Below are 20,535 nucleotides of genomic sequence, written 5' to 3' on the forward strand. Positions count from 1 at the left end.
GACACGCTATCGAACAGTTCTGCAGGAAGAATGCAGAACGCGCCGCGCTTGCTCAGACAAACGGCACGGACACGTGATGACGCGTGATGACGCGTGCGCCTGTGTCACGCAATGAAGCGCGGTGGGCTACGCTGGCCGGCGGCGCCACCACAGCCACACGCCGGTCAGCCCGAGGCCGCCGAACGCCAGGCCGCTGAAGAAGGTCAGCACCTGCTGCGGCAGGCCGCCGAGCTCGCCGATGTGCAGCGGGTAGACCCAGGCCACGGCGCGCGCGCCGGGGTCCAGCTCGCTCCAGCGCTGCACGCCCACCACCTCGCCGGTGCGCGGGTGCAGCCAGACGTTGGTCAGGCCGTTCGGGTGCGGATCGTCCGGCAGCATCATGCGCACCCGCACCGGGCGGTCGGACGCACCGGGCAGCTGCAGGTAGCCGATCGGGTCCGACGGGAAGCGCTGCTTGGCCTGCGCGACCATCTCGTCGACCGTCGCCGGCGTGCCGCCCGCGGCGTCCTTCGGCAGCGTCGGCGCACCGGTGGTCTTCGCGCCGGCCAGCCAGCTGACGGCCTCGCCGAGCGGCCGCCAGGCCATGTAGGCCCCGCTCGCCACCGAGACCGCGATCACCAGCCCCATCAGCACGCCGCCGGTGCGGTGCAGGTCGAACAACCCGCGCAGCACGCCCTGGCGCAGCTCGATGCGCCACGACGGCGGCCAGCGGCGCGGCCACCACAGCACCGCGCCGGTGACCAGCATCGCCAGGTAGACCAGTGCGCCGCAGGCGAGCAGCGCCTTGCCGGTGTCCTGCAGCAGCAGCGAGCTGTGCAGCTTGAACGCGAAGCCGACGAAGCCCTCGCTGTCGCCGCGCCGGCCCTGCTCGCGGCCGGTGGCCGGGTCGACATAGACCGTACCGCTCCAGCGCTTGGCGCGCACCAGCACCCACAGCGTGTCGTCGGCCGCGCGCGGCGGGCGGAAGGTGAAGGTGCTGGTGCTGCCGAACTCGGCCACCAGCCGCTGGCGGATCGGCTCCAGCGCGACGGCCTGCGCACCGCGGGCCTCGGCCTTGAACAGGTTCGGGTGCGCCCAGCGGTCGACCGGCTGCGCGACGACCAGCACCGCGCCCAGCAGGCCGACCAGCGCCAGCACCCAGCCGACGCTGAGCCCGAGCCAGCGGTGCAGCCGCAGCCACACGCGGCGCAGGCCCTGCCGCCGAGAGGTCGGTTGCGCGGCGATGGCCATCAGAACGCCACGCGCGCCTGCACGTAGGTGGTGCGCGGCGCGCCCACCATGCGGCCGGCGTTGCCGTCGACGTTGCGCGTGTAGTAGCGCTTGTCGGCCAGGTTGTTGACGCCAAGCTGCAGGTCGATCGCGGTGGCGGTCGGCAGCTTCCAGCCCACTTGCGCATTCCACAACCGGTAGCCGGGGACGAGGCCGTTGCCGCCGGTGGCCGTTTCGGCCCAGGTGTTCGCGTTGTCCGAGAACTGCGAGCTCTGGTGCGTGGTCGACAGGTTGAAGGCCCACGCGCCCAGCACGTAGCGTGCGCCGACGGTGTCGGTGTCCTGCGAATAGAACGGCAGCTCCTTGCCGGCCGTGCTGCCCGAATCCTGCAGCGCCCGCGTGTGCGTGTAGTTCGCGAAGACGTTCAGGCCGGCGAGCGCGCTGTCCTTGTCGAAGCGGTAGTCGATCGCGGTCTCGATGCCATCGTGCCTGGTCTCGCCGACGTTCGCGAACTTTGCAGGCGTGATGCCCGGAAGCTGCTGGATCTGGTTGTCGAAGCGCAGGCGGAAGGCCGTCAGTTCGGCGCTCAGCGTCGCGCTCTTCCAGCGCGTGCCGAGCTCGAAGGTCTTCGCCACTTCCGGCTTCAGCGGATTGTCGGCCGATTGCGAGTTCAGCTGGATGTTCTGCACCGGGCCGAACGAGGTGTTGTAGTTGCCGAACAGCGTCCACGTGTCGGTCACCAGCCAGGCCACGTTCAACGACGGCAGCGCCTTGTCGTTGTCGACGTCGAAGCTGTCGCCGGCGTCGTTGATGCGCCGGGAGCCGATGTGCTCGAAGCGCACGCCCGGCGTGATGCGCCAGCTGCCGAGCGCGATGCGGTCGTCGACGTACACCGCGTGGGCGTCGGTCTTGTTCTCGAATCTGGAGGCGCCGGTCACTTCGCCGCTGATCCGGCTCTCGGAGAACTGGTTGTCGTTGCCTCGTTCGCGGACGAACCGGTAGCCGACTGTCACGTCGTGCGCGACCGTGCCGAACGCCAGGCGCTGCGTGTAGCGAGGTTCGAGACCCAGCACGCGGTAGTTGCGCGGCTGGTGCGTCAGCGAAAACCCGCCGATGGGGACCAGCACGCTCGTGCGCGAGCTCTCGTTGTAGTAGAGCCGCACCTCGGCCTCTTGGGTCGACGACAGCGGGTTCAGGTAGCCGAGGTCGATGCCCTTGCGCATGCCGCTCCAGTAGTCGGTCGGCCGGGTGTTCTGGAACGGGTCGGCGTCGTACTGGTCGGGCGTCAGGCCGCCGGGCGTGCGCGACGTGACGTCGTAGTACGAGACCTTGCCGTGGACCTCCGCCTTGCCTTCGAGCGGCTGGCGGAACTTGATGGCCAGGTCGTTCACCTTCTCGTCGCTGCCGGCGCGCCATTCGCTGCCGTCCAGGCCCGCGTACAGCAGCGCGAGGCCGAGCCCGTTGTCGAGCTCGCGGCCGAGGAACAGGCTGTACTGCGTGTTGTGCCCGCCGCCCTCGCTGAAGTCGTTGTAGCGCACCGTTGCATCGCCGCTCAGCGTGTCGGTCGCCGGGATCGGGCGGGTGTTGAAGTTGATGATGCCGCCGACGTTCTGCGGGCCGTAGCGCACCGCGCCGCCGCCGCGCACGACGTCGACCGATTCGATGTTGTTCAGGCTCACCGGCGCGAACGACAGCTGCGGCTGGCCGTAGGGCGCGACCGCCAGCGGAATGCCGTCGAGCAGCACGGTGGAGCGCGGCGAGTAGCGGCCGGTCAGCCCGCGCACGCCGATGTTCAGCGAGATCGCGCTGCCGGCGGTGCCGGAGTTCTCGGTCGCCTGCACGCCGGGGATGCGCCGCAGCGCGTCGCCGATCGACGCCGCGCCGCTCTGCTCGATCTCGCTCTTCTGCACCACGGTGCGGGCGCCGGCGAAGCTCTTCACGCTGTTCTGCAGGCCGCTGCCCAGCCAGTTGCCGCTGATCTGCACCGGTTCGAGCGTGACCTCGGGGGCGGCTTTTTGTGTGGCTTCAGGCACATCGGCCTGCTGTGCGTGCAGCGCGGCGGGCCATGACGCGATCGCGAGCGCGACGGCCGTCAGCGGCCGGGAAAGGGAGGGAACTGCCATGGGAAACAAACTCCGATGCCCTGTTGCGGGCACTTGTGCTGGCTGGCGATGCGCGGCATGGAGGCGCTTCCATGCGCGGCCGCGGTGGCTGGCGATTGAGGGGGCGAAGGACGACTGCCGTCCAGCCGCGCATGATAAATCGCGGCGACCCCGCGATGAGAAGGGTTCGCAATTGGCCCTTGGCCAGCTGCGCCAGAATTATCGATAATCGCAATCCCATTCCTGAAGGCAGTCTCCATGCATTACCGCGAACTCGGCCGCACCGGCTGGAAGGTGTCCACGATCAGCTTCGGCGCCTGGGCCATCGGCGGCACCTGGGGCCAGGTGAACGACGACGAATCGATGGCCGCGCTGCACCGCGCGCTCGACCTCGGCGTCAACTTCTTCGACACCGCCGATGTCTATGGCGACGGCCACAGCGAGCGGCTGATCGCGCGGCTGCGCAAGGAGCGCAGCGAGCCGTTCTACGTCGCGACCAAGGCCGGGCGGCGGCTGAGCCCGCACGTGGCCGAGGGCTATACCCGCGAGAACCTGACCGCGTTCGTCGAGCGCAGCCTGCGCAACCTCGACACCGACGCGCTCGACCTGCTGCAGCTGCACTGCCCGCCGACGCCGGTGTACTACATGCCCGAGGTGTTCGGCGTGCTCGACGACCTGGTGCGCGCCGGCAAGCTGCGCCACTACGGCGTCAGCGTCGAGAAGGTCGAGGAGGCGCTGAAGGCGATCGACTTCCCCGGCGTGCAGTCGGTGCAGATCGTCTACAACATCTTCCGCCAGCGCCCGGCCGAGCTGCTGTTCCGCGAGACGCTGGCGCGCCGCGTCGGCATCCTCGCGCGGCTGCCGCTGTCGTCGGGGCTGCTGTCGGGCGGGCTCTCGCGGCAGACGCAGTTCGCCGCCGACGACCACCGCAGCTTCAACCGCGAGGGGGCCGCGTTCGACAAGGGCGAGACTTTCTCGGGGCTCGACTATGCGAGCGGGCTCGACGCGGTGGAGGCGCTGCGCCCGCTGGTGCCGGCCGGCCAGACGCTCGCGCAGTTCGCGCTGCGCTGGATCCTGATGCAGCAGGCGGTGACCTGCGCAATCCCGGGCGGACGCCGGCCGGCGCAGATCGAGGAGAACATGCGAGCGGCGGACCTGCCGGCCTTGTCGTCGGCGACGCTGCAGGCCGTCGACGCCATCTACGAGAAGCACGCCAAAGCGCAAGTCCATCACCGCTGGTGATCGGCGTTCTCCAGATAGTCCCGCTTCGCGAGCTGCAGATGCGCCACGCACAACTCCGCGAGCGCCGCGTTGTCGTGGCCCTTCAGCAACCGGATCATTTCGAGGTGCTCGTCGGCCGCGGCTTCCGCATGGCCGGCGGCCGCGGTGCGCTGGGCGCGAACCGGCAGGCTCAGCCACATGTAGTGGCGGATCGAGCCGATCAGGTACGGGTTGCCGCAGCCGCCGAACAGCGTCAGGTGGAACTCGTCGTTGATGCGGTGCACCGTGCCGTGGTCGCCGGCCCGCAGCGCCGCGACGAACTGCCGCTGCAGCGCTTCGAGCGCCGACACCAGCGCGGCATCGGCCGGCAGCGGAATGCGCAGCGCCGCCTGCCGCTGCAGCAGCTCGCGCACCTCGTAGATCTGCCGCACCTCGGTGGCGGCCAGCGCGCGCACGCTGGCGCCCTTGTTCTTCTCGCGCACCACGATGCCGATGCGCTCCAGCTCGGCCAGCGCCTGGCGCACGCCGTGGCGCGTGGCGCCGAAGCGCGCCATCAGCGGGTCTTCGACCAGCCGGCTGCCGGGCGCGAGCCGGCCGAAGATGATGTCTTCGCCGAGCAGCCGCGCGACGTCCTGCGCTTCGACAGGCAGCGGCGGGGGCTCGGTGCGGCGGGTCATGAGCCGCAGATTCTGCCAACACTCTTGCCAACACATCACGAGGAGATCACCGCATGAGCAACATCGGATTCATCGGCGCCAGCGGCCTGATGGGCCACGGCATGGCGAAGAACCTGCAGCTGAAGGGCCATGCGCTGCACCTCACGGTGCACCGCAACCGCGAGCGCGTGGCCGACCTGCTCGAGCGTGGCGCGGTGCAGGCCGATTCGCCGGCCGAGCTGGCGGCGCGCTGCGACGCGGTGTTCATCTGCGTCACCGGCACGCCGCAGGTCGAAGGGCTGTTCGCCGGCGACCGCGGGCTGCTGGCGCGGCCGAAGCCGGGGCTGGTGGTCATCGATTGCTCGACCAGCGAGCCAGCGTCGACTGCGGCGTTGCGCGAGCGCTGTGCCGCGCAGCAGGTGCTGCTGGTCGATGCTCCGCTCGCGCGTTCGGCGGCCGATGCCGAGGCCGGCCGGCTGACCGTGATGGTGGGTGCCGAGCAGGCCGATTTCGCGCGCATCGAGCCGTGGCTGCGCTGCTTCGCCGAGAACCTGCACCACGTCGGGCCGCCGGGCGCGGGGCATGTCGTCAAGCTGCTCTACAACTTCATGGCGCAGGCCATCTGCACGTCGACGGCCGAGGCCTTTGCGGTCGGCCGGCGCGCCGGGGTGGACCTGGGGCAGCTGGTGGCGGTGACGACGGTCGGCGCGGTCAACTCGGGGCTGTTCCAGGCGATGGCGAAGACGCTGCAGGGCGATGTGAAGGGCTTGTCGTTCGAGCTCGACAACGCGCGCAAGGATTTGCGCTATTACACCCACCTGGCCGAGAGCCTGACGGTGCCGGCCTGGCTGGGCGAGGCGGTGCACCAGTCGCTGACGCTCGCGAGCGCGCTCGGGCACGGCGCGAAGTTCGTGCCGTCGCTGGTCGAGGCGCAGGAGCAAGTCACTGGGACGAGGCTGGTGCCGCGCTGACTCCTTCGTTCGCGTACTCCCCCGTTTGCCGACTCCCTCCGTTCGCCAACTCCCCCCGTTCGCCCTGAGCTTGTCGAAGGGTCGGTTCGCATGGCGCCGTTCGGACTGAGCTTGTCGAAGTCCCGCGCGCTCCGGATACAACCCTTCGACGGGCGGGCCTTCGACAAGCTCAGTCCCTGCTCAGGGCGAACGGGGGGGCTGCGCGGTCACGGGGACGACCCCGGTGCAGCAATGGACAGGCAGCCCCTCCACCCGCGTTTCGGGCAGCGCCTCCACCCGCCATCAACCCGTTCGCCCTGAGCCTGTCGAAGGGCCCGTTCGCGTGACACCGTTGGCTCGTTCGCATGACACCGTTCGGACTGAGCTTGTCGAAGTCCTTGCGCGCCTCGACAGCAACCCTTCGACGGGCGGGCCTTCGACAAGCTCAGTCCCTGCTCAGGGCGAACGGGGGGGCTGCGCGGTCACGGGGACGACCCCGGTGCAGCAATGGACAGGCAGCCCCTCCACGCCCGTTGGACAGGCAGCCCCTCCACCCCCGTTTCGGGCAGCCCCTCCACGCCCGTTTCGGGCAGCGCCATCACCCCCGTTCGCCCTGAGCCTGTCGAAGGGCCTGTTCGCGTGACGACGTTGGCCCGTTCGCATGACGCCGTTCGGACTGAGCTCGTCGAAGTCCCGCGCGCTCCGGATACAACCCTTCGACGGGCGGGCCTTCGACAAGCTCAGTCCCTGCTCAGGGCGAACGGGTCTTGCTCAGGGCGAATAGGTGAGGTCAAGCCTCATCGGCCAGCGCACGCAGCACGTCGAGCAGCACGTTCGCCCCGTCGCGCAACTGCGACGGTGCGGTGAACTCCCGCGGGTTGTGGCTGATGCCGCCGCGGCTCGGCACGAAGATCATCGCCGACGGCGCGATGCGCGCGATCATCTGCGCGTCGTGCCCCGCGCCCGACGTGATGCGCCGCTGCGTCAACCCGCGCGCCGCCGCCGCCTGCTCGATGCAGCCGACCAGCCGCTCGTCGAAGCGCACCGGCTCGAAGCGCGCCAGCGAGGTCGCGGTGATCGTCACACCCTGCTCGAACGCCAGCCGCTGCACGAAGCCCGCCAGCTCGGCCTCGGCCCGTTGCAGCAGCGCTTCGTCGGTGTGGCGCAGGTCCACCGTGACCGTCGCCCTCGATGCGATCACGTTGACCAGGTTCGGATGCAGGTCGATCGCGCCGACCGTGCCGACCTGCGGCCCGCCGAAGCGCAGCGCCAGCCCGCGCACGAACACCGCGAGGGCCGCCGCGCAGTAGCCGGCGTCGTGGCGCAGGTGCATCGGCGTGGTGCCCGCATGGTTCGACTGCCCCTGGATCGCGAACGACTGCCACGAGATGCCCTGCAGGTCGTGCACCGCGCCGATGGAAATGCCCTCGGCCTCCAGCACCGGCCCCTGCTCGATGTGCAGTTCGACGAAGGCATGCGGGCGCAGCGTGCCGCAGCGCATCGTGCCGGCAAAGCCGATGCGCCGCAGCTCGTCGCCGAGCCGCGCACCGTCGGTGCCAATGGTGTCGAGCGCCTGCTGCAGCGGCAGCCCGCCGGCATGCACCAGCGAGCCCATCATGTCGGGCATGAAGCGCACGCCTTCCTCGTTCGTGAAGGCGGCCACCACCAGCGGGCGGCGCGTGCGCACGCCGTGCGCGTCGAGCCAGTGGATGACCTCCAACCCGGCCATCACACCGTAGATGCCGTCGTAGCGGCCGCCGGTGGCGACGGTGTCGATGTGCGAGCCGGTCATCACCGGCGCCAGGTCGTGCGTGCCGGCGCGCGTGCCGAAGATGTTGCCGATCTGGTCGACCTGCACGTCGAGATTCGCGTCCTTCATCCACTGCACCAGCTGCTCGCGGCCGGCGCGGTCGGCATCGGTCAGCGCGATGCGGCAGACGCCACCGCCGTCGATCGCGCCGATGCGGCCGTGCTGCTCGATGCGCGCGATCAGCGCGGCCTCGTCGATGCCATCGCGGGCGCGCCACGCGCTCTGCGCCGCCAGCACCGCATCGGCCGACTGGCCGGTGAGCGATTCGTAGACGCCCGGCGCCGTCGCGCCTTCGGTGTTCAGCAGCAGCACGCGGGCGTGCTCATCCAGGCCGAGTTGTCGCGCCGCCTCGCGATCGGCCAGCGCGGCCCTCAACCCCGCCAGCCCGGCTGCGCCGGATTCGCCGGCGAGCACCGGCACATCGCCGGCGCGGCCTTCGGCGAGCATGCGCATCGCCTGCACCGCCGCGTCGTCGTCCACCGTGACGAAGGCCTCGACGGACGGTTGCAGGAAGCGCCATGCGAGCGGCGAGGTCTCGCCACAGGCCAGCCCGGCCATCACCGAATCGACCGACCCGCTGGCACGCGCCGGCGTGCCGCGGCGCGCGCTCTGCAGCAGGCAATCCGCCTGCGCCGGCTCGACGACGATGAACGCCGGCCGCTGCGCGCCGAAGCGCTCCCAGAAATGGCTGACGACACCGGCCGCGAGCCCGCCGACGCCGCCTTGCACGATGACGTGCGTGAACGGCGCGCCACCGGTCTCCAGCACCTCGTCGGCGATCGTGCCGTAGCCCTGCATCACGTCGCGCGGGATCGCTTCGTAGCCGTCGTACGAGGTGTCGGAGACGACCGTCCAGCCGTGCGCCTGTGCCAGCCGCGCGGCTTCTCGCACCGACGCGTCGTAGTCGCCGGCGATGCGCACGATCTCGGCACCGCAGGCCGCGATCGGCGCCTCGCGCTCGGCGCTGACCTGCGCATGCAGCACGATCACGCAGCGGCAGCCGAGGGACTGCGCCGCGGCCGCGAGCGCCCGGCCGTGGTTGCCGTCGATCGCGCTGATCACCACCAGCTCGCGCAGCGCATCCGCATGCTGCCCGGCCAGCAGATCCGCCGGTCGCCAGCCGCGATCGGGCCAGCGCCGCAGGACCAGCCGCAGCAGCGCGAGCGGCGCGCCCAGCGCCTTGAAGCTGCCGAGCGGCGAGCGTGTCGATTCATCTTTCACCGCGAGATGGGCGATGCCCAGCTGTGCGGCCAGCCGCGGCAGCGGCCACAGCGGCGTTGCGCCCGGGGTCAGCAGCGGCCAGGCGCGCAGCCAGCGACGGCCCTCGCGCCCCGATGCCACGTTCAGGATCGCCTGCAACTCGGCGTCGTACGGCCGGCGTTCGGCCCGCGGGTTGATGAACAACGGCATTCAGGCCTCCTCGCGCGGCAGGCGCTGGCGCACGATCTCGGCAAACCAGCGCGCGCCGATCGGCAGCAGCGCGTCGTTGAAGTCGTAGCGCGCGTTGTGCAGCGGCACCGCGCCGGGGCTGTCGCCATCGCCGTTGCCGATGAAGACGAAGGCGCCGGGCAGCACGCGCAGGAAGGCGCCGAAGTCTTCCGAGATCATCATCGGCGCGACATCGTCGTCGATGCGGTCGGCGCCCACCACCTCGGCGGCTGCGGCCACCGCGACCGGTACGCACTGCGCCCAGTTCACCGTCGGCGCGAACTCGTGCGTGTAGTCGACCTCGCAGCGCGCACCGTGCGCGCTGCAGATGCCTTCGCACACCTCGCGGATGCGGCGCGCGAGCAGCGCCTGCACCTCGGGCGCGTAGCTGCGGGTGTCGCCCTTGATCGTGACGTGCGTCGGCAGCGCGTTGCGGATGCCGTCGGTGATGAACTCGGTGCACGAGACGACCGCCGGCTGGCCGGGGTCGACCGAGCGCGCGACGATGGTCTGCAGCGCCAGCACGATCTCGGCGCCGATCACCAGCGGGTCGACCGCCATGTGCGGCCGGGCCGCGTGGCCGCCGCGACCGGTGATGCGGATCACGAAGTTGTCTTCGCTGGCCATGATGCCGCCGACGCGCGTGGCGATGTGGCCGACCGGCAGGCCCGGCATGTTGTGCGCGCCGTAGATCTCGTCGACCGGGAAGCGCTCGAGCAGCCCGTCGGCCATCATCGCGGCCGCACCGCGCCCGTGCTCTTCGGCCGGCTGGAAGATGAAGCGCACCGTGCCGTCGAAATCGCGCCGCTGCGCGAGCAGCTGTGCGGCGCCGAGCAGCATCGCCATGTGGCCGTCGTGCCCGCAGGCGTGCATGCAGCCGGGGTTCAGCGACGCGTGGGCGCGGCCTTCGGCGCCTTCGGTGAGGGCGAGGGCGTCCATGTCGGCACGCAGGCCGATCGCGCCGCGGCCGCGGCCCACCGTCAACGTGCCCACCACGCCGGTGCCGCCGATGCCGCGCCGCACCTCGAGGCCCAGCAGTTCGAGCACGCGGGCGACGTGGTCGGCGGTGCGGTGCTCGTGGAAGCCGGTCTCGGGATGGCGGTGCAGGTGGTGGCGCCAGCTCTGCAGCTGGGCTTCGAACTCGGTGGCTGACGTGACGGATGGGGCGGACATGGCGTGCTCCTGCGCGGAACGGGTGCGTTCTGCATTGGACACGACCCGCGGGCCGAGAATGCGGGGACCGCTCACCTGATGAACCCTGGACATGACCGAGATCGAGGCGCTGTACTACGGCCGGCACCGGATGACGTTTCGCATCGGCACTTACCTGGCGCTGATCCGCATGATGGGCATCGCGCACCTGGTGACGGCGCTGTACGGGCATGCGCAGCTGGTGTCGCAGACGCAGGCCCGGCTGGCCCGCACGCGGCAGACGCTGCGCGACCTGATCTGCCACGGCTTCGACAGCGACGCCGGCCGCGCGGCGATGCAGCGGCTGCGCGACGTGCACCGCAACGTGCCGGCCGATGCGAGCGACTATCGCTATGTGCTGGCCACGTTCTTCCTGGAGCCGCTGCGCTGGAACGCGGCGCATGCGCGGGTGACGCTGGAGGCGCACGAGACGGCGCTGCTGCTGGCCTTCTGGCAGCGCGTGGGGCGCGAGATGGGGATGACGGACCTGCCCGAGTCGCTGCCGCAGTGGCAGCAGCTGCAGCGCGACTACGAAGGGCGCTGCATGGCTCGAACGCCCGAAGGCGAGCGCCTGGCGCGCATGTGCCTGCGGGATGTGGTGAAGCTGACGGTGCCGTGGGGCACGCGCTGGGCGTTCAGGCAGGGCATGTTGGCGACGATGGAGCCGCGAGTGCACAAGGTGCTGGGGTTGAGGGAAGCGAACCGATGGGTGGCTGTACTCGTCGGCTCACCCACTTCCCGTTGACCCGCTCATGCCCCTCGTCCGCGCAGCACCCATCCGCGCACAACCCGTTCGCCCTGAGCAGGGACCGAGCCTGTCGAGGGTCCGTCCGTCGAAGGGTTGCCTCCGCAGCGAAGAGGGCCTTCGACAAGCTCAGTCCGAACGGGTCTTGCATATCGAGTGCGTGTCGGGAACACCGATTGCCCGCGGCCTGAATGAATCGCCATGATGCCGACACCCCTGAAGACACCGCCGATGCCTCGTCGCAAGGCGGGCTGACCCGCAGCCGCGTCTCGCTGATCGCGCTCGCCGTCATCACGGTCATCGTGCTGGTTCTGTGCTGGCAAATGACCGAGCCCTTCGTCTCCGCCCTCGTGTGGGCCATCGCCCTGGCCATCGTCGCCACCAACCTGCACCAGCGCGTCGCCAAGTACGTGAAGCACCCGAACCTGAGCGCCGGCCTGACGACCGCGCTGCTGGTGGCCGTGCTGCTGATACCCACCATCGCCATCGCCCCGCTGATGATCGACAAGGCGCGCGACGGCTGGGAGCACCTGCGCTCCGACGAAGTGCGCCAACGCGTCGACGACCTGGTGCGCGACCGCCCGACGCTCGCCCGCGCCGTGACCTGGGCGACGAAGCAGATGCCGTCGAGCGACGAGATGGCCCGGCACCTGGCGCCGCGGCTGCAGGGGTTCCTGACCGGCTCGATGTGGGGCAGCGTGCAGCTGCTCGTCACTTTCTTCGCGCTGTTCTACCTGCTGCGCGACCGCGAGCTGGCGCTGCGTTACCTGCGCAGCATGCTGCCGCTGACGCCGCGCGAGACGAGCCGCATCTTCAAGCGCGTGGCCGAGGTGGTGCGGGCCAGCGTGCTCGGCACGGTGGCCATCGCGGCGCTGCAGGGGCTGCTGGGCGGGCTGATGTTCTGGTGGCTCGGGCTGCCGGCGCCGATGCTGTGGGGGCTGGTGATGTTCGTGCTGTCGATGCTGCCGGTGCTGGGCGCGGCCATCGTTTGGATCCCGGCGGCGGGGCTGCTGCTGCTGGAGGGCAGCTGGGAGAAGGCGCTGATCCTCACGCTGTGGGGGTCGGTCGTCGTCGCGCTGGTCGACAACCTGCTGTACCCGGTGCTGATCGGGCGGCAGCTGCGGCTGCACACGCTGCCGGCGTTCATCGCGATCGTCGGCGGGCTGGTCGCGTTCGGCGCGACGGGGCTGGTGATCGGGCCGCTGGCGTTGGCGATGGGGGTGGCGTTGCTGGAGGTGTGGCGGGGGAGGCTGGGCGGTCAACCGCGACAAGCCGCGTCCGCCGAGGCGCCTGCGAAGCGCAGCTGAGTCCATGCCACCAGGTCCGGCGTCAACGGCGAATCCGCCGCCACTACCGACAAGTGATCCCGCCCCGCATACCGCCGGTAGTCGATCGCTTGCCCCGCCCGGCACCGCGCGGCGACGAAGCGCGACTGCAGCTCAGGCAGCACCAGTGCATCGGCCAGCCCCTGCGCGACCAGCACCGGCTGCGGCCACGGCCCGACCGGCGTGTTCTGCGCGAGCCGCTGCCCCAGCGGGCCGCTGGTGGGTGGCGCCGAGAAGATGCTGCCGCCGGCGGCCAACGCCTCGAGCGCGGTGAACCAGGCCCCGCGGCCTGCGAGGCAGCGCGACGCGATGTCGCGCGCCACCCGCGCCGGCCAGCCGTGCGCGTAGGCGTCGAAGCTCACGTCGCCATAGGTGTCGCTGTAGGCCTGCAGCAGGTACGACGAGGTGATGCGGCCGATGGGGGTGTGCTGCACGCCGTCGACCAGCGCCGGCAGGTGGCTGGCCGGCGCGATGGCGGCGATGCCATCCAGCGGCACGTCGGGCGAATAGGTGGGCGCGAGGGTGCCGGCCCACAGCGCCGCGTTGCCGCCTTGCGAATGGCCCCAGACGACGGTGCGATCGGACAGCGCCACGCCCGCCATCTGCCGTGCGGCCCGCACCGCATCGAGCGCGGAGCGGGCCTGGCCGGTGCCGACCAGGTAGGGGTGGATGCCGTCGGCGCCCAGGCCCAGGTAGTCGGTGGCGACGAAGACCCAGCCCTGGTCCAGCAGCGGCTGCAGCGCGGGCACATGGGCGAACGGATCGCCGAGCAGCGATGGCGCGCAGCCGCGTACGATGCCGGTGCTGGCGTGCATCCACGCGACGACCGGGCGCGGGCCGGCGGGTGCGTGGCGCGCGACCATCACGATGGCGCTGGCGAGGGCGGGGGAGCCGTCGTCACGCGTGGTGGCGTGGAGGATGCGCCACGCGACGGCGCCTGCTGGCACGCCGCGGGTGAAGGGCTCCTGGCGCAGCAGCGTGCCGGGGCGGTAGGGGGCGCGGTGGGTGGCGCTGTAGAAGGGGTCGGGGGTGGTGGGGAGGGTGAGGGACCAGGCGGTGGCGAGGAGGATCAGGGAGGCCGCAATGACGACCAACGGGAAAGACGACACGCGACGCATGAGGATGATTTTGCGTCCGGGCACTTGTCGCACGGCTTCGCTTACGCGACAGCGCTGGCCCGAGAGATAGGCATCTGGGGAAAGCCCGCCTGACCGACTTCCCTGAACGCATTGGCTAGAATTCTTTCCCTATCTCCGGGCAAGGGCAACGTCCGGAATGGACAGTCAGCGGCCCACTGCGTCGATAGCGCGCTGAGGGACACTGCCATCAGAGGCGTCGCGGCTGATCCCGCGCACGCGTGAAGAGCGGCTTCATCCACTAGGATTTCGTGGCTGATCGTCTTGATGTTGAGCGGCGGAGCCGCTTGATGAAGAAAATTAGGGGCAAGGATACGAAGCCCGAGCTTGTCGTGCGCTCGCTTTTGCATCGACTCGGCTACCGCTATCGACTCCATCGCAAAGACTTGCCGGGTACGCCTGACATCGTCTTCGCGAGTCGGAAATCTGTCCTCTTTGTTCACGGCTGCTTTTGGCATGGGCATGGATGCCGCATAGGTCGCTTGCCGAAATCCAAGCTCGACTACTGGGGGCCGAAGATCGAGGCAAACAGACTCCGCGACGGACGAAAGGAGGCTGCACTGTCGGAAGCTGGGTGGACCGTTGGCGTTGTTTGGCAATGCGGATTGGCCGACTCGGCGGCGCTCGAAACATGGCTCGAAGTGTTCCTCAATACACCAAAAAAAACGATCGACAACGCGATCGTTTTCGCGTACCCTCCGTCGCCGGAATCGAACCTCTCGCTCAACAGGAACCGCACATGACTCGCCCTATCGGAATCGATCTCTTTGCCGGTGCCGGAGGGCTCAGTCTCGGCTTCGAACAGGCTGGTTTCGACATGGTCGCAGCTGTGGAAATCGATCCGATCCACAGCGCTGCGCACAAATTCAACTTCCCTCGTTGTGCGACCGTTTGTAAGAGCGTGATCGACGTGACGGGAGACGAGCTGCGTAAGCGTGCTGGCATCGGACGCAAGGACTTGGATGTCGTTGTAGGTGGCGCACCTTGCCAAGGCTTTTCCATGATGGGAAAGCGAGCGTTGGACGATCCTCGCAATCAGTTGGTCTATCACTTTGTTCGCATTGTGTTGGAACTGAACCCGAAGTACTTCGTTTTTGAGAATGTGAAGGGTCTAACGCTTGGTAAACATCGGCGCTTCCTGCAGGAGATCATCGAAGCGTTTGCGGCGGGTGGCTATGACGTTAAGGTCGACTACAAAGTGCTCAATGCTGCGGACTACGGCGTACCGCAAGATCGTCGACGTCTATTTTTAATGGGTGCTCGTGCGGGACTGAAGCTGCCCGACTATCCAGTTCCTATCGGAAAAACTACGGTAAAGGATGCTATTGGGGATCTTCCAGACGCCGAATCGCTTTCTGCTCTGTGGGAGCGCGACTGGACCAAAGCAAAATTTGGCAAATCGTCTTCCTATGCTGCTGTATTGCGCGGTAAGGCCGATGACGCGTCGGACTTTAGCTATCGTCGGAAATTCGATCCAAGCTTGCTGACTTCTTCCGCCCTGACGGAGCATACGAAACTTTCTCGCGATCGCTTTGCGGCTACGGCACAAGGTGATGTCGAGCCAATCAGTCGCTTTAAAAAGCTTGATCCGAACGGACTATGCAACACGCTTCGTGCGGGCACGGCAAGCGATAGAGGGGCATTTACGTCGCCAAGACCCATCCACCCGGTGTATCCACGAGTGATTACTGTGCGCGAAGCCGCTAGGTTGCATTCCTATCCAGATTGGTTTCGCTTTCATGCCACCAAATGGCATGGCTTTCGTCAAATCGGAAACAGCGTGCCTCCAATGTTGGCTCGCGCTGTCGGAAGCGAAATTGTCAAGGCGCTCGGCAAGAAGCCAAGTAAGCCGGTAGAACTCTTAGAGTTGGGGGATGAAAGTCTGCTCTCCATTTCGATGTTCGATGCTGCTTCAATGTTCGGCGTTTCGCGACATGTCATTCCGCAGCGGACGAGGCAAGATCGGAACACACCGGATTTGTTCGAACCTGAGCAGGAAGAGATGGCGGCATGACGCGGGTCTCAATAAAGGCGACGGGAGGCCGCAATCCGACCCGATACGATTCATTGATCGAGAAGGTTTTCTTCGACAAATTTAGCGACGGTGCCACTAAGCTCGAGTTCGAACGAGCCGACATCAAGGACGCTGCGAAGGTGCTGGACTTAAAGCTGCCCGACAATCTCGGCGACGTCATCTACGCATTTCGTTTTCGCGCGGCTCTTCCTTCTAGAGTGATCGAAACACAACCCGAAGGGCGAGAGTGGATCATTCAACTGGCAGGCCGCGGCAAGTATCGCTTTCGGTTGGCGAGGGCCAATCGCATTGTTCCGAACAAGACATTGGCGACGATCAAGATTCCGGACAACACGCCCGAAATCATCATGCGTTATCCCCTCGACGACGAGCAGGCGCTGCTAGCCAAGGTTCGATACAACCGGCTGATCGACATCTTCCTTGGTTTGACAACGTACTCGCTACAGAATCATCTGCGCACGACCGTCGCCGAACTCGGGCAGATCGAGATCGACGAGCTGTACATCGGAATCGACAAGCACGGTTGCCACTACATTATTCCTGTGCAAGCCAAAGGCGGGACTGATCAGATTTCCATCGTTCAAACGGAGCAAGACATCAAGTGGTGCAAGCAGGAATTTCCTGAATTGCGGTGCAAGGCTATCTCGGCGCAATTTGTTAGCGCTGAACAGATCGCTCTTTTCGAACTCAAGATCGAAGATGAGGAACTTCTCGAACTGAAGATAGTTGAAGAGCGGCACTACAAGCTTGTTCCGGCCCGAGATCTCGACAAAGACGAAATCTCGGCCTATAGGTCATGAATCTGCCGCCCCGCTTCTACCGTGGCGATCTGCCGCCGCGTGAAGCAGATCTCGTGCGCGTAAAGCGCGCCTTGAGCCGCGGGCCGTTGACGAAACGAGGGCTGATCGAAGCAACTGGCCTAACCCAGACTCGCACATTCTGTACTCTCGATGCGCTCATTGTGCGCGGCGAAGTTTCATATGACGTGAGCCGTCGCGAGTTCTTGCTACAACTGCCGCTTACCTGAGTGTGCCTGACGCCGAGGGCGCGCGATGCGAGATTCTGCGGTGTGAGAGCAGCGTTAGTTGTCGTGACGAAGCGGATCACTCCAACGCCAACGCCCAACCCACGCCAGACACCTTCCCGTCCATGACGGTGAACACCAAACGATCGTGCGCCCCGCGCCATCGGTAAACCCAAAGCTGCCCAGCCGCGGGAACTGACCGCGCACCTCCGTCGCGCACCTCCATCAGCCGAGCCACCCCCTCGCACTCCGCCGACGGGCACCCCACCCGCGCATCCGGCTCCCCCATCAACTCCACCACCCGCGCCACCCCCGTCCCCGGCGCCGACAACCCATCAACCAGGCACTGCATCACTCGATGCTTTCGCCCCTGCCACCGGTCGACGTCCGCGTTCCACGCCCCGCCCTCAAAGTGCCCCCGCACCGCCCGCAACGCCGCGAACTCCTTCGCCCATTGCGCCGCATCCCCTTCGCACGCACGCGAATTACCGCAACACGCGGCAATTGCCAACACCCAATAAATAACCCTGTTCATCTTGTTACCCCCATCGCCGCGCCAGGGGAAGTCCCCCAGAATCATTCGGCGCTCCGATGGGTCGATCCCCGTTCGAGAGCGCGCGCCGATCCAGCCCACGCAGCTGGGCTGGTACCGTAAACCACAAGGGAGCGTTCCATGACCAACGTACGTCCGCAACCGCGGGCGGCACTTGCCGCGTTGTTCCTTGCAGTTTTCGCAGTACCGTCAGCCTTCTCACAGCAGTCTCAGCAGTCCACACCGTCGACCTCCGCCACACGCCTGCCCGGCCAGGTGGCCACCCCACAAGACACCGCCTCCGAAATGCGCCTGTTGCGACAACAGGAAAAGCAGCGCACCAACATCTACAAGGCCTTCTACCCCGACGCAGCCATGCTGCGCAAGGCCGCCGTCACCTTCCACGCCAACCTGCTCGAATCCAACTACGAACAGGGCTTCCTCGTCCTCGAACTCGAAGCGGCCGACATCGCCGCGCTGCGCAGCTTCGGCTTCCGCATCGAGAACGCGCCCGAGTTCATCCAGCGCCGCAACGACTTCCTGGCCGCCATCCAGGCCGCCGCCGACGCCCGGAGCCGCACCACCGGCGCCAGCACCGATGGCAGCACCGGCATCACCAGCGCTGCCGCTGGCGACGCCACCATCCAGTCCATCCCCGGCTACAGCTGCTACGAAACGGTCGAAGAAACCTTCTCCGCCGCATCGGCCTTCACCACCACCTATCCGACGCTCGCCAGCTGGATCGACATCGGCGACTCCTGGCAGAAGACCGTCGGCTCCGGCGGCTACGACATGCGGGTGCTGAAGATCACCAACAGCGCCGTCGGCGGCACCAAGCCCAAGCTGTTCGTCAACAGCGCGATCCACGCCCGCGAATACACCACCGCGCCGCTGAACCTGGAGTTCGCGCGCTGGCTGCTCAACGGCTACGGCACCAACCCCGACGCCACCTGGATCGTCGACCACCACGAGGTGCACCTGCTGCTGCAGACCAACCCCGACGGCCGCAAGAAGGCCGAAGGCGGGCTCTCGTGGCGCAAGAACACCAACACTGCCTACTGCGGCGCCACCAGCAACACCCGCGGCGCCGACCTGAACCGCAACTTCACGTTCGGCTGGAACAGCACCGGCGGTTCGGGCTCCAGCGGCAACCAGTGCGACCTCACCTACCGGGGCGCATCGGCCGGCTCCGAACCCGAGACGCAGGCGGTGCAGAACTACATCCGCAGCATCTTCCCCGACCGCCGCGGCCCGAACCCGGGTGACGGCGCGCCGGTCGACACGATGGGCATCCACATCGACGTGCACAGCTACAGCCAGCTGGTGCTGTGGCCGTGGGGCACCACGTCGACGCCGACGGCCAACGCCACCGCGCTGCAGACGCTGGGCCGCCGCCTCGCGTACTTCAACGGCTACACGCCGGAGCAGTCGATCGGCCTCTACGCGACCGACGGCACCAGCGACGGCCCGAGCTACGGCGAGCTCGGCGTGGCGGCCTACACGATCGAGCTGGGCTCCAGCTTCTTCGAGAGCTGCACCACCTACAACAACACGACGAAGCCGGCGAACCTGCCGGCGCTGATCTACGCCGCCAAGGTGGTGCGCGCGCCGTACCAGATCCCCGCGGGGGCCGACGTGACCTCGGTGACGCTCGGCAGCGACGCGAGCGGCGGCGGCGTGCTCGCCGGCACGCCGGTGTCGCTGACGGCATCGGCCACCGACACCCGCTTCAACCAGAGCAACGGCACCGAGCCCACGCTCAACGTGACCGGCGGCGAGGCCTACATCGACACCCCGCCGTGGGTGGCCGGTGCCACGGCCATTCCGCTGACGGCCACCGACGGCAGCTTCAACCAGACCACCGAGTCGTTGAGCGGCACGCTGGCCACCACCGGCCTGTCGCTGGGCAAGCACCTGGTGTTCGTGCGCGCCAAGGTGTCGTCGGGGCAGTGGGGTCCGGTGACGGCGCAGTTCCTGAAGATCGCGAGCGTGGTCACGCCGGGCAACAACGAGACCGAACCGAACGACAACATCGGCACCGCCAACACGGTGGCGGCGGCCGGCACGTGGAACGGCGCGATGGGTTCGTCGACGGATGGCGACTACTTCCTGGTGAACCTGCCGGCCGGCAAGACGCTGACCGCGACGCTGACGCCCAACGCAACGAGCGACTACGACCTCTACATCTACAACGCGTCCGGCACCCAGCTGGCCGCGAGCGAGAAGAGCGTGGGCGTGGTCGATTCGGCGAGTGTCAGCAACACCGGCACCACTGCGTCGGCACGCTACGTGCGCGTGAAGTTCTACAGCGGCGGCACCGGCGCGACGAACGGGACGTATACGCTGGGGTTCAACTGGTAGAAGTCGCTCGGCCAGCGATGTGAGGGTCAGGGTCCGCCGCTACCATCGGCGGACCCGCTTCATTCCTCCGCCCCGCCCCATGGCCCTCTCCGACTGGCTCGCCTTCCTCCTCGTCTCGCTGTTCGTCACCTTCACGCCCGGCCCGGCCGTGCTGCTGGCGGTGTCCAACTCGATCGGTGTCGGGCCGGCCCGCGCGATGATCAGCTCGCTCGGCAATGCGGTCGGGTTGCTGCTGGTGTCCACCGCCGCCACCGCCGGGCTCGGCGTGGTGCTGCAGACCTCGGCCACCGCCTTCCTGGTGTTGAAGCTGCTCGGCGCCGGCTACCTCGTCTACCTCGGCATCCGGCAATGGCGCAGCGGCGGCGCGATGTTCGCCGAGCCGTCCAGCACCCAGGCGCGGGCCGGCACACCGGCCTGGCGGCTGTTCGGCAACGGCCTCACCGTGGCGCTGACCAACCCGAAGGCCATCCTGTTCTTCACCGCGCTGTTCCCGCAGTTCATGAAGGCCGGTGCCGGCGCTGCGCAGCAGTTCGCCGTGCTCACCGTCACCTTCGCCGGCTGCGCGGTCTTCGCGCATGCGGTCTACGTGCTGCTCGCGCGCAGCGTGAAGGGCCGGCTCGCCGCACCGCACCGCGCCCGGTGGTTGAACCGCGCGTTCGGCGGTAGCTTCGTGCTGCTCGGCCTGAGTCTTCTGGGCCTGCGCAGCAAGGCCGCCTGAGCGCACAAGTCCCGACGGCAGATTCCTACAGGCGCGCCGCGCCTGCTCCGATGGTGCGCGACCTCCCGGAATGGACCAATGGAGGTCACGCC

Annotated in this window: 15 protein-coding genes; 9 read left to right on the forward strand and 6 right to left on the reverse strand. The window is 68.0% G+C overall.

What is annotated here, in order from left to right:
- Positions 1-126 precede the first annotated feature (126 nt).
- Together FHT26_RS12935 and FHT26_RS12940 are read right to left on the reverse strand one after the other, a co-directional pair.
- Complete coding sequence (locus tag FHT26_RS12935; protein WP_168560515.1) at positions 127-1,230, reverse strand: PepSY-associated TM helix domain-containing protein; 1,104 nt, start codon at positions 1,228-1,230, stop codon at positions 127-129.
- Positions 1,230-3,332: a TonB-dependent receptor family protein gene (locus FHT26_RS12940; protein WP_168560516.1), complete on the reverse strand. Its 2,103-nt coding sequence runs from the start codon at positions 3,330-3,332 to the stop codon at positions 1,230-1,232. The genes FHT26_RS12935 and FHT26_RS12940 overlap by 1 nt, the downstream gene beginning before the upstream one ends.
- Positions 3,333-3,569: 237 nt before the next feature.
- On the opposite strand from FHT26_RS12940, the gene FHT26_RS12945 reads away from it, so the two are divergent.
- Positions 3,570-4,553, forward strand: coding sequence for an aldo/keto reductase (locus FHT26_RS12945; protein ID WP_168560517.1), 984 nt, complete (start codon positions 3,570-3,572; stop codon positions 4,551-4,553).
- Here the strand turns inward: FHT26_RS12945 and FHT26_RS12950 are convergent.
- Complete coding sequence (locus FHT26_RS12950) at positions 4,541-5,209, reverse strand: GntR family transcriptional regulator (RefSeq protein WP_168560518.1); 669 nt, start codon at positions 5,207-5,209, stop codon at positions 4,541-4,543. The two genes, FHT26_RS12945 and FHT26_RS12950, sit on opposite strands and share 13 nt — an antisense overlap.
- A gap of 53 nt (positions 5,210-5,262) precedes the next feature.
- Between FHT26_RS12950 and FHT26_RS12955 the strand changes: the two genes are divergently transcribed.
- On the forward strand, positions 5,263-6,159 hold the full coding sequence (locus tag FHT26_RS12955; protein WP_168560519.1) for an NAD(P)-dependent oxidoreductase: 897 nt from the start codon (positions 5,263-5,265) through the stop codon (positions 6,157-6,159).
- Between the two features lie 769 nt (positions 6,160-6,928).
- On the opposite strand, the gene FHT26_RS30335 is transcribed toward FHT26_RS12955, so the two are convergent.
- On the reverse strand, positions 6,929-9,358 hold the full coding sequence (locus FHT26_RS30335; protein WP_168560520.1) for a diaminopropionate ammonia-lyase: 2,430 nt from the start codon (positions 9,356-9,358) through the stop codon (positions 6,929-6,931).
- The gene (locus FHT26_RS12965) at positions 9,359-10,549 is read right to left on the reverse strand and encodes a M20 aminoacylase family protein (protein ID WP_168560521.1); all 1,191 of its coding nucleotides are present in this window, start codon (positions 10,547-10,549) and stop codon (positions 9,359-9,361) included. It lies immediately after the preceding gene.
- A gap of 91 nt (positions 10,550-10,640) precedes the next feature.
- Between FHT26_RS12965 and FHT26_RS12970 the strand changes: the two genes are divergently transcribed.
- Together FHT26_RS12970 and FHT26_RS12975 are read left to right on the forward strand one after the other, a co-directional pair.
- On the forward strand, positions 10,641-11,312 hold the full coding sequence (locus FHT26_RS12970; protein ID WP_168560522.1) for a DUF2236 domain-containing protein: 672 nt from the start codon (positions 10,641-10,643) through the stop codon (positions 11,310-11,312).
- Between the two features lie 191 nt (positions 11,313-11,503).
- Positions 11,504-12,619 (forward strand): AI-2E family transporter, encoded by a 1,116-nt coding sequence (locus FHT26_RS12975; protein WP_168560523.1) that lies wholly within the window; start codon positions 11,504-11,506, stop codon positions 12,617-12,619.
- Here FHT26_RS12975 and FHT26_RS12980 read toward each other — a convergent pair.
- Positions 12,571-13,755 carry a lipase family protein gene (locus FHT26_RS12980; protein WP_168560524.1) on the reverse strand — a complete coding sequence of 395 codons (1,185 nt, stop codon included), beginning with the start codon at positions 13,753-13,755 and terminating at the stop codon, positions 12,571-12,573. The genes FHT26_RS12975 and FHT26_RS12980 overlap by 49 nt on opposite strands.
- A 269-nt stretch (positions 13,756-14,024) precedes the next feature.
- Here FHT26_RS12980 and FHT26_RS12985 point away from each other — a divergent pair, with 269 nt between their 5' ends.
- The 5 genes from FHT26_RS12985 to FHT26_RS13005 all read left to right on the forward strand — a co-directional run bounded on the left by FHT26_RS12985 (position 14,025) and on the right by FHT26_RS13005 (position 20,443).
- On the forward strand, positions 14,025-14,516 hold the full coding sequence (locus tag FHT26_RS12985; RefSeq protein ID WP_168560525.1) for a DNA mismatch endonuclease Vsr: 492 nt from the start codon (positions 14,025-14,027) through the stop codon (positions 14,514-14,516).
- Positions 14,513-15,787: a DNA cytosine methyltransferase gene (locus tag FHT26_RS12990; protein ID WP_168560526.1), complete on the forward strand. Its 1,275-nt coding sequence runs from the start codon at positions 14,513-14,515 to the stop codon at positions 15,785-15,787. Before FHT26_RS12985 ends, FHT26_RS12990 begins: the two co-directional genes overlap by 4 nt.
- A complete protein-coding gene (locus FHT26_RS12995; RefSeq protein ID WP_168560527.1) occupies positions 15,784-16,608 on the forward strand; it encodes an endonuclease in 825 nt (274 codons plus the stop codon). The genes FHT26_RS12990 and FHT26_RS12995 overlap by 4 nt, the downstream gene beginning before the upstream one ends.
- Positions 16,609-17,670: 1,062 nt before the next feature.
- Positions 17,671-19,725 carry a M14 family metallopeptidase gene (locus tag FHT26_RS13000; RefSeq protein WP_210427363.1) on the forward strand — a complete coding sequence of 685 codons (2,055 nt, stop codon included), beginning with the start codon at positions 17,671-17,673 and terminating at the stop codon, positions 19,723-19,725.
- A 79-nt stretch (positions 19,726-19,804) separates the two neighbouring features.
- The gene (locus FHT26_RS13005) at positions 19,805-20,443 is read left to right on the forward strand and encodes a LysE family translocator (protein ID WP_168560528.1); all 639 of its coding nucleotides are present in this window, start codon (positions 19,805-19,807) and stop codon (positions 20,441-20,443) included.
- The last annotated feature ends 92 nt before the right edge of the window (positions 20,444-20,535 follow it).

This window comes from Rhizobacter sp. SG703 (assembly GCF_012275445.1).
In the GTDB taxonomy this organism is placed as follows: domain Bacteria; phylum Pseudomonadota; class Gammaproteobacteria; order Burkholderiales; family Burkholderiaceae_C; genus Rhizobacter.

Bases quoted from the DNA above. Each gene is read 5' to 3' on its own strand.
- FHT26_RS12935 (WP_168560515.1), bottom strand. From the start codon at position 1,230: ATGGCCATCGCCGCGCAACCGACCTCTCGGCGGCAGGGCCTGCGCCGC.
- FHT26_RS12940 (WP_168560516.1), bottom strand. From the start codon at position 3,332: ATGGCAGTTCCCTCCCTTTCCCGGCCGCTGACGGCCGTCGCGCTCGCG.
- FHT26_RS12945 (WP_168560517.1), top strand. From the start codon at position 3,570: ATGCATTACCGCGAACTCGGCCGCACCGGCTGGAAGGTGTCCACGATC.
- FHT26_RS12950 (WP_168560518.1), bottom strand. From the start codon at position 5,209: ATGACCCGCCGCACCGAGCCCCCGCCGCTGCCTGTCGAAGCGCAGGAC.
- FHT26_RS12955 (WP_168560519.1), top strand. From the start codon at position 5,263: ATGAGCAACATCGGATTCATCGGCGCCAGCGGCCTGATGGGCCACGGC.
- FHT26_RS30335 (WP_168560520.1), bottom strand. From the start codon at position 9,358: ATGCCGTTGTTCATCAACCCGCGGGCCGAACGCCGGCCGTACGACGCC.
- FHT26_RS12965 (WP_168560521.1), bottom strand. From the start codon at position 10,549: ATGTCCGCCCCATCCGTCACGTCAGCCACCGAGTTCGAAGCCCAGCTG.
- FHT26_RS12970 (WP_168560522.1), top strand. From the start codon at position 10,641: ATGACCGAGATCGAGGCGCTGTACTACGGCCGGCACCGGATGACGTTT.
- FHT26_RS12975 (WP_168560523.1), top strand. From the start codon at position 11,504: ATGAATCGCCATGATGCCGACACCCCTGAAGACACCGCCGATGCCTCG.
- FHT26_RS12980 (WP_168560524.1), bottom strand. From the start codon at position 13,755: ATGCGTCGCGTGTCGTCTTTCCCGTTGGTCGTCATTGCGGCCTCCCTG.
- FHT26_RS12990 (WP_168560526.1), top strand. From the start codon at position 14,513: ATGACTCGCCCTATCGGAATCGATCTCTTTGCCGGTGCCGGAGGGCTC.
- FHT26_RS12995 (WP_168560527.1), top strand. From the start codon at position 15,784: ATGACGCGGGTCTCAATAAAGGCGACGGGAGGCCGCAATCCGACCCGA.
- FHT26_RS13000 (WP_210427363.1), top strand. From the start codon at position 17,671: ATGCGCCTGTTGCGACAACAGGAAAAGCAGCGCACCAACATCTACAAG.
- FHT26_RS13005 (WP_168560528.1), top strand. From the start codon at position 19,805: ATGGCCCTCTCCGACTGGCTCGCCTTCCTCCTCGTCTCGCTGTTCGTC.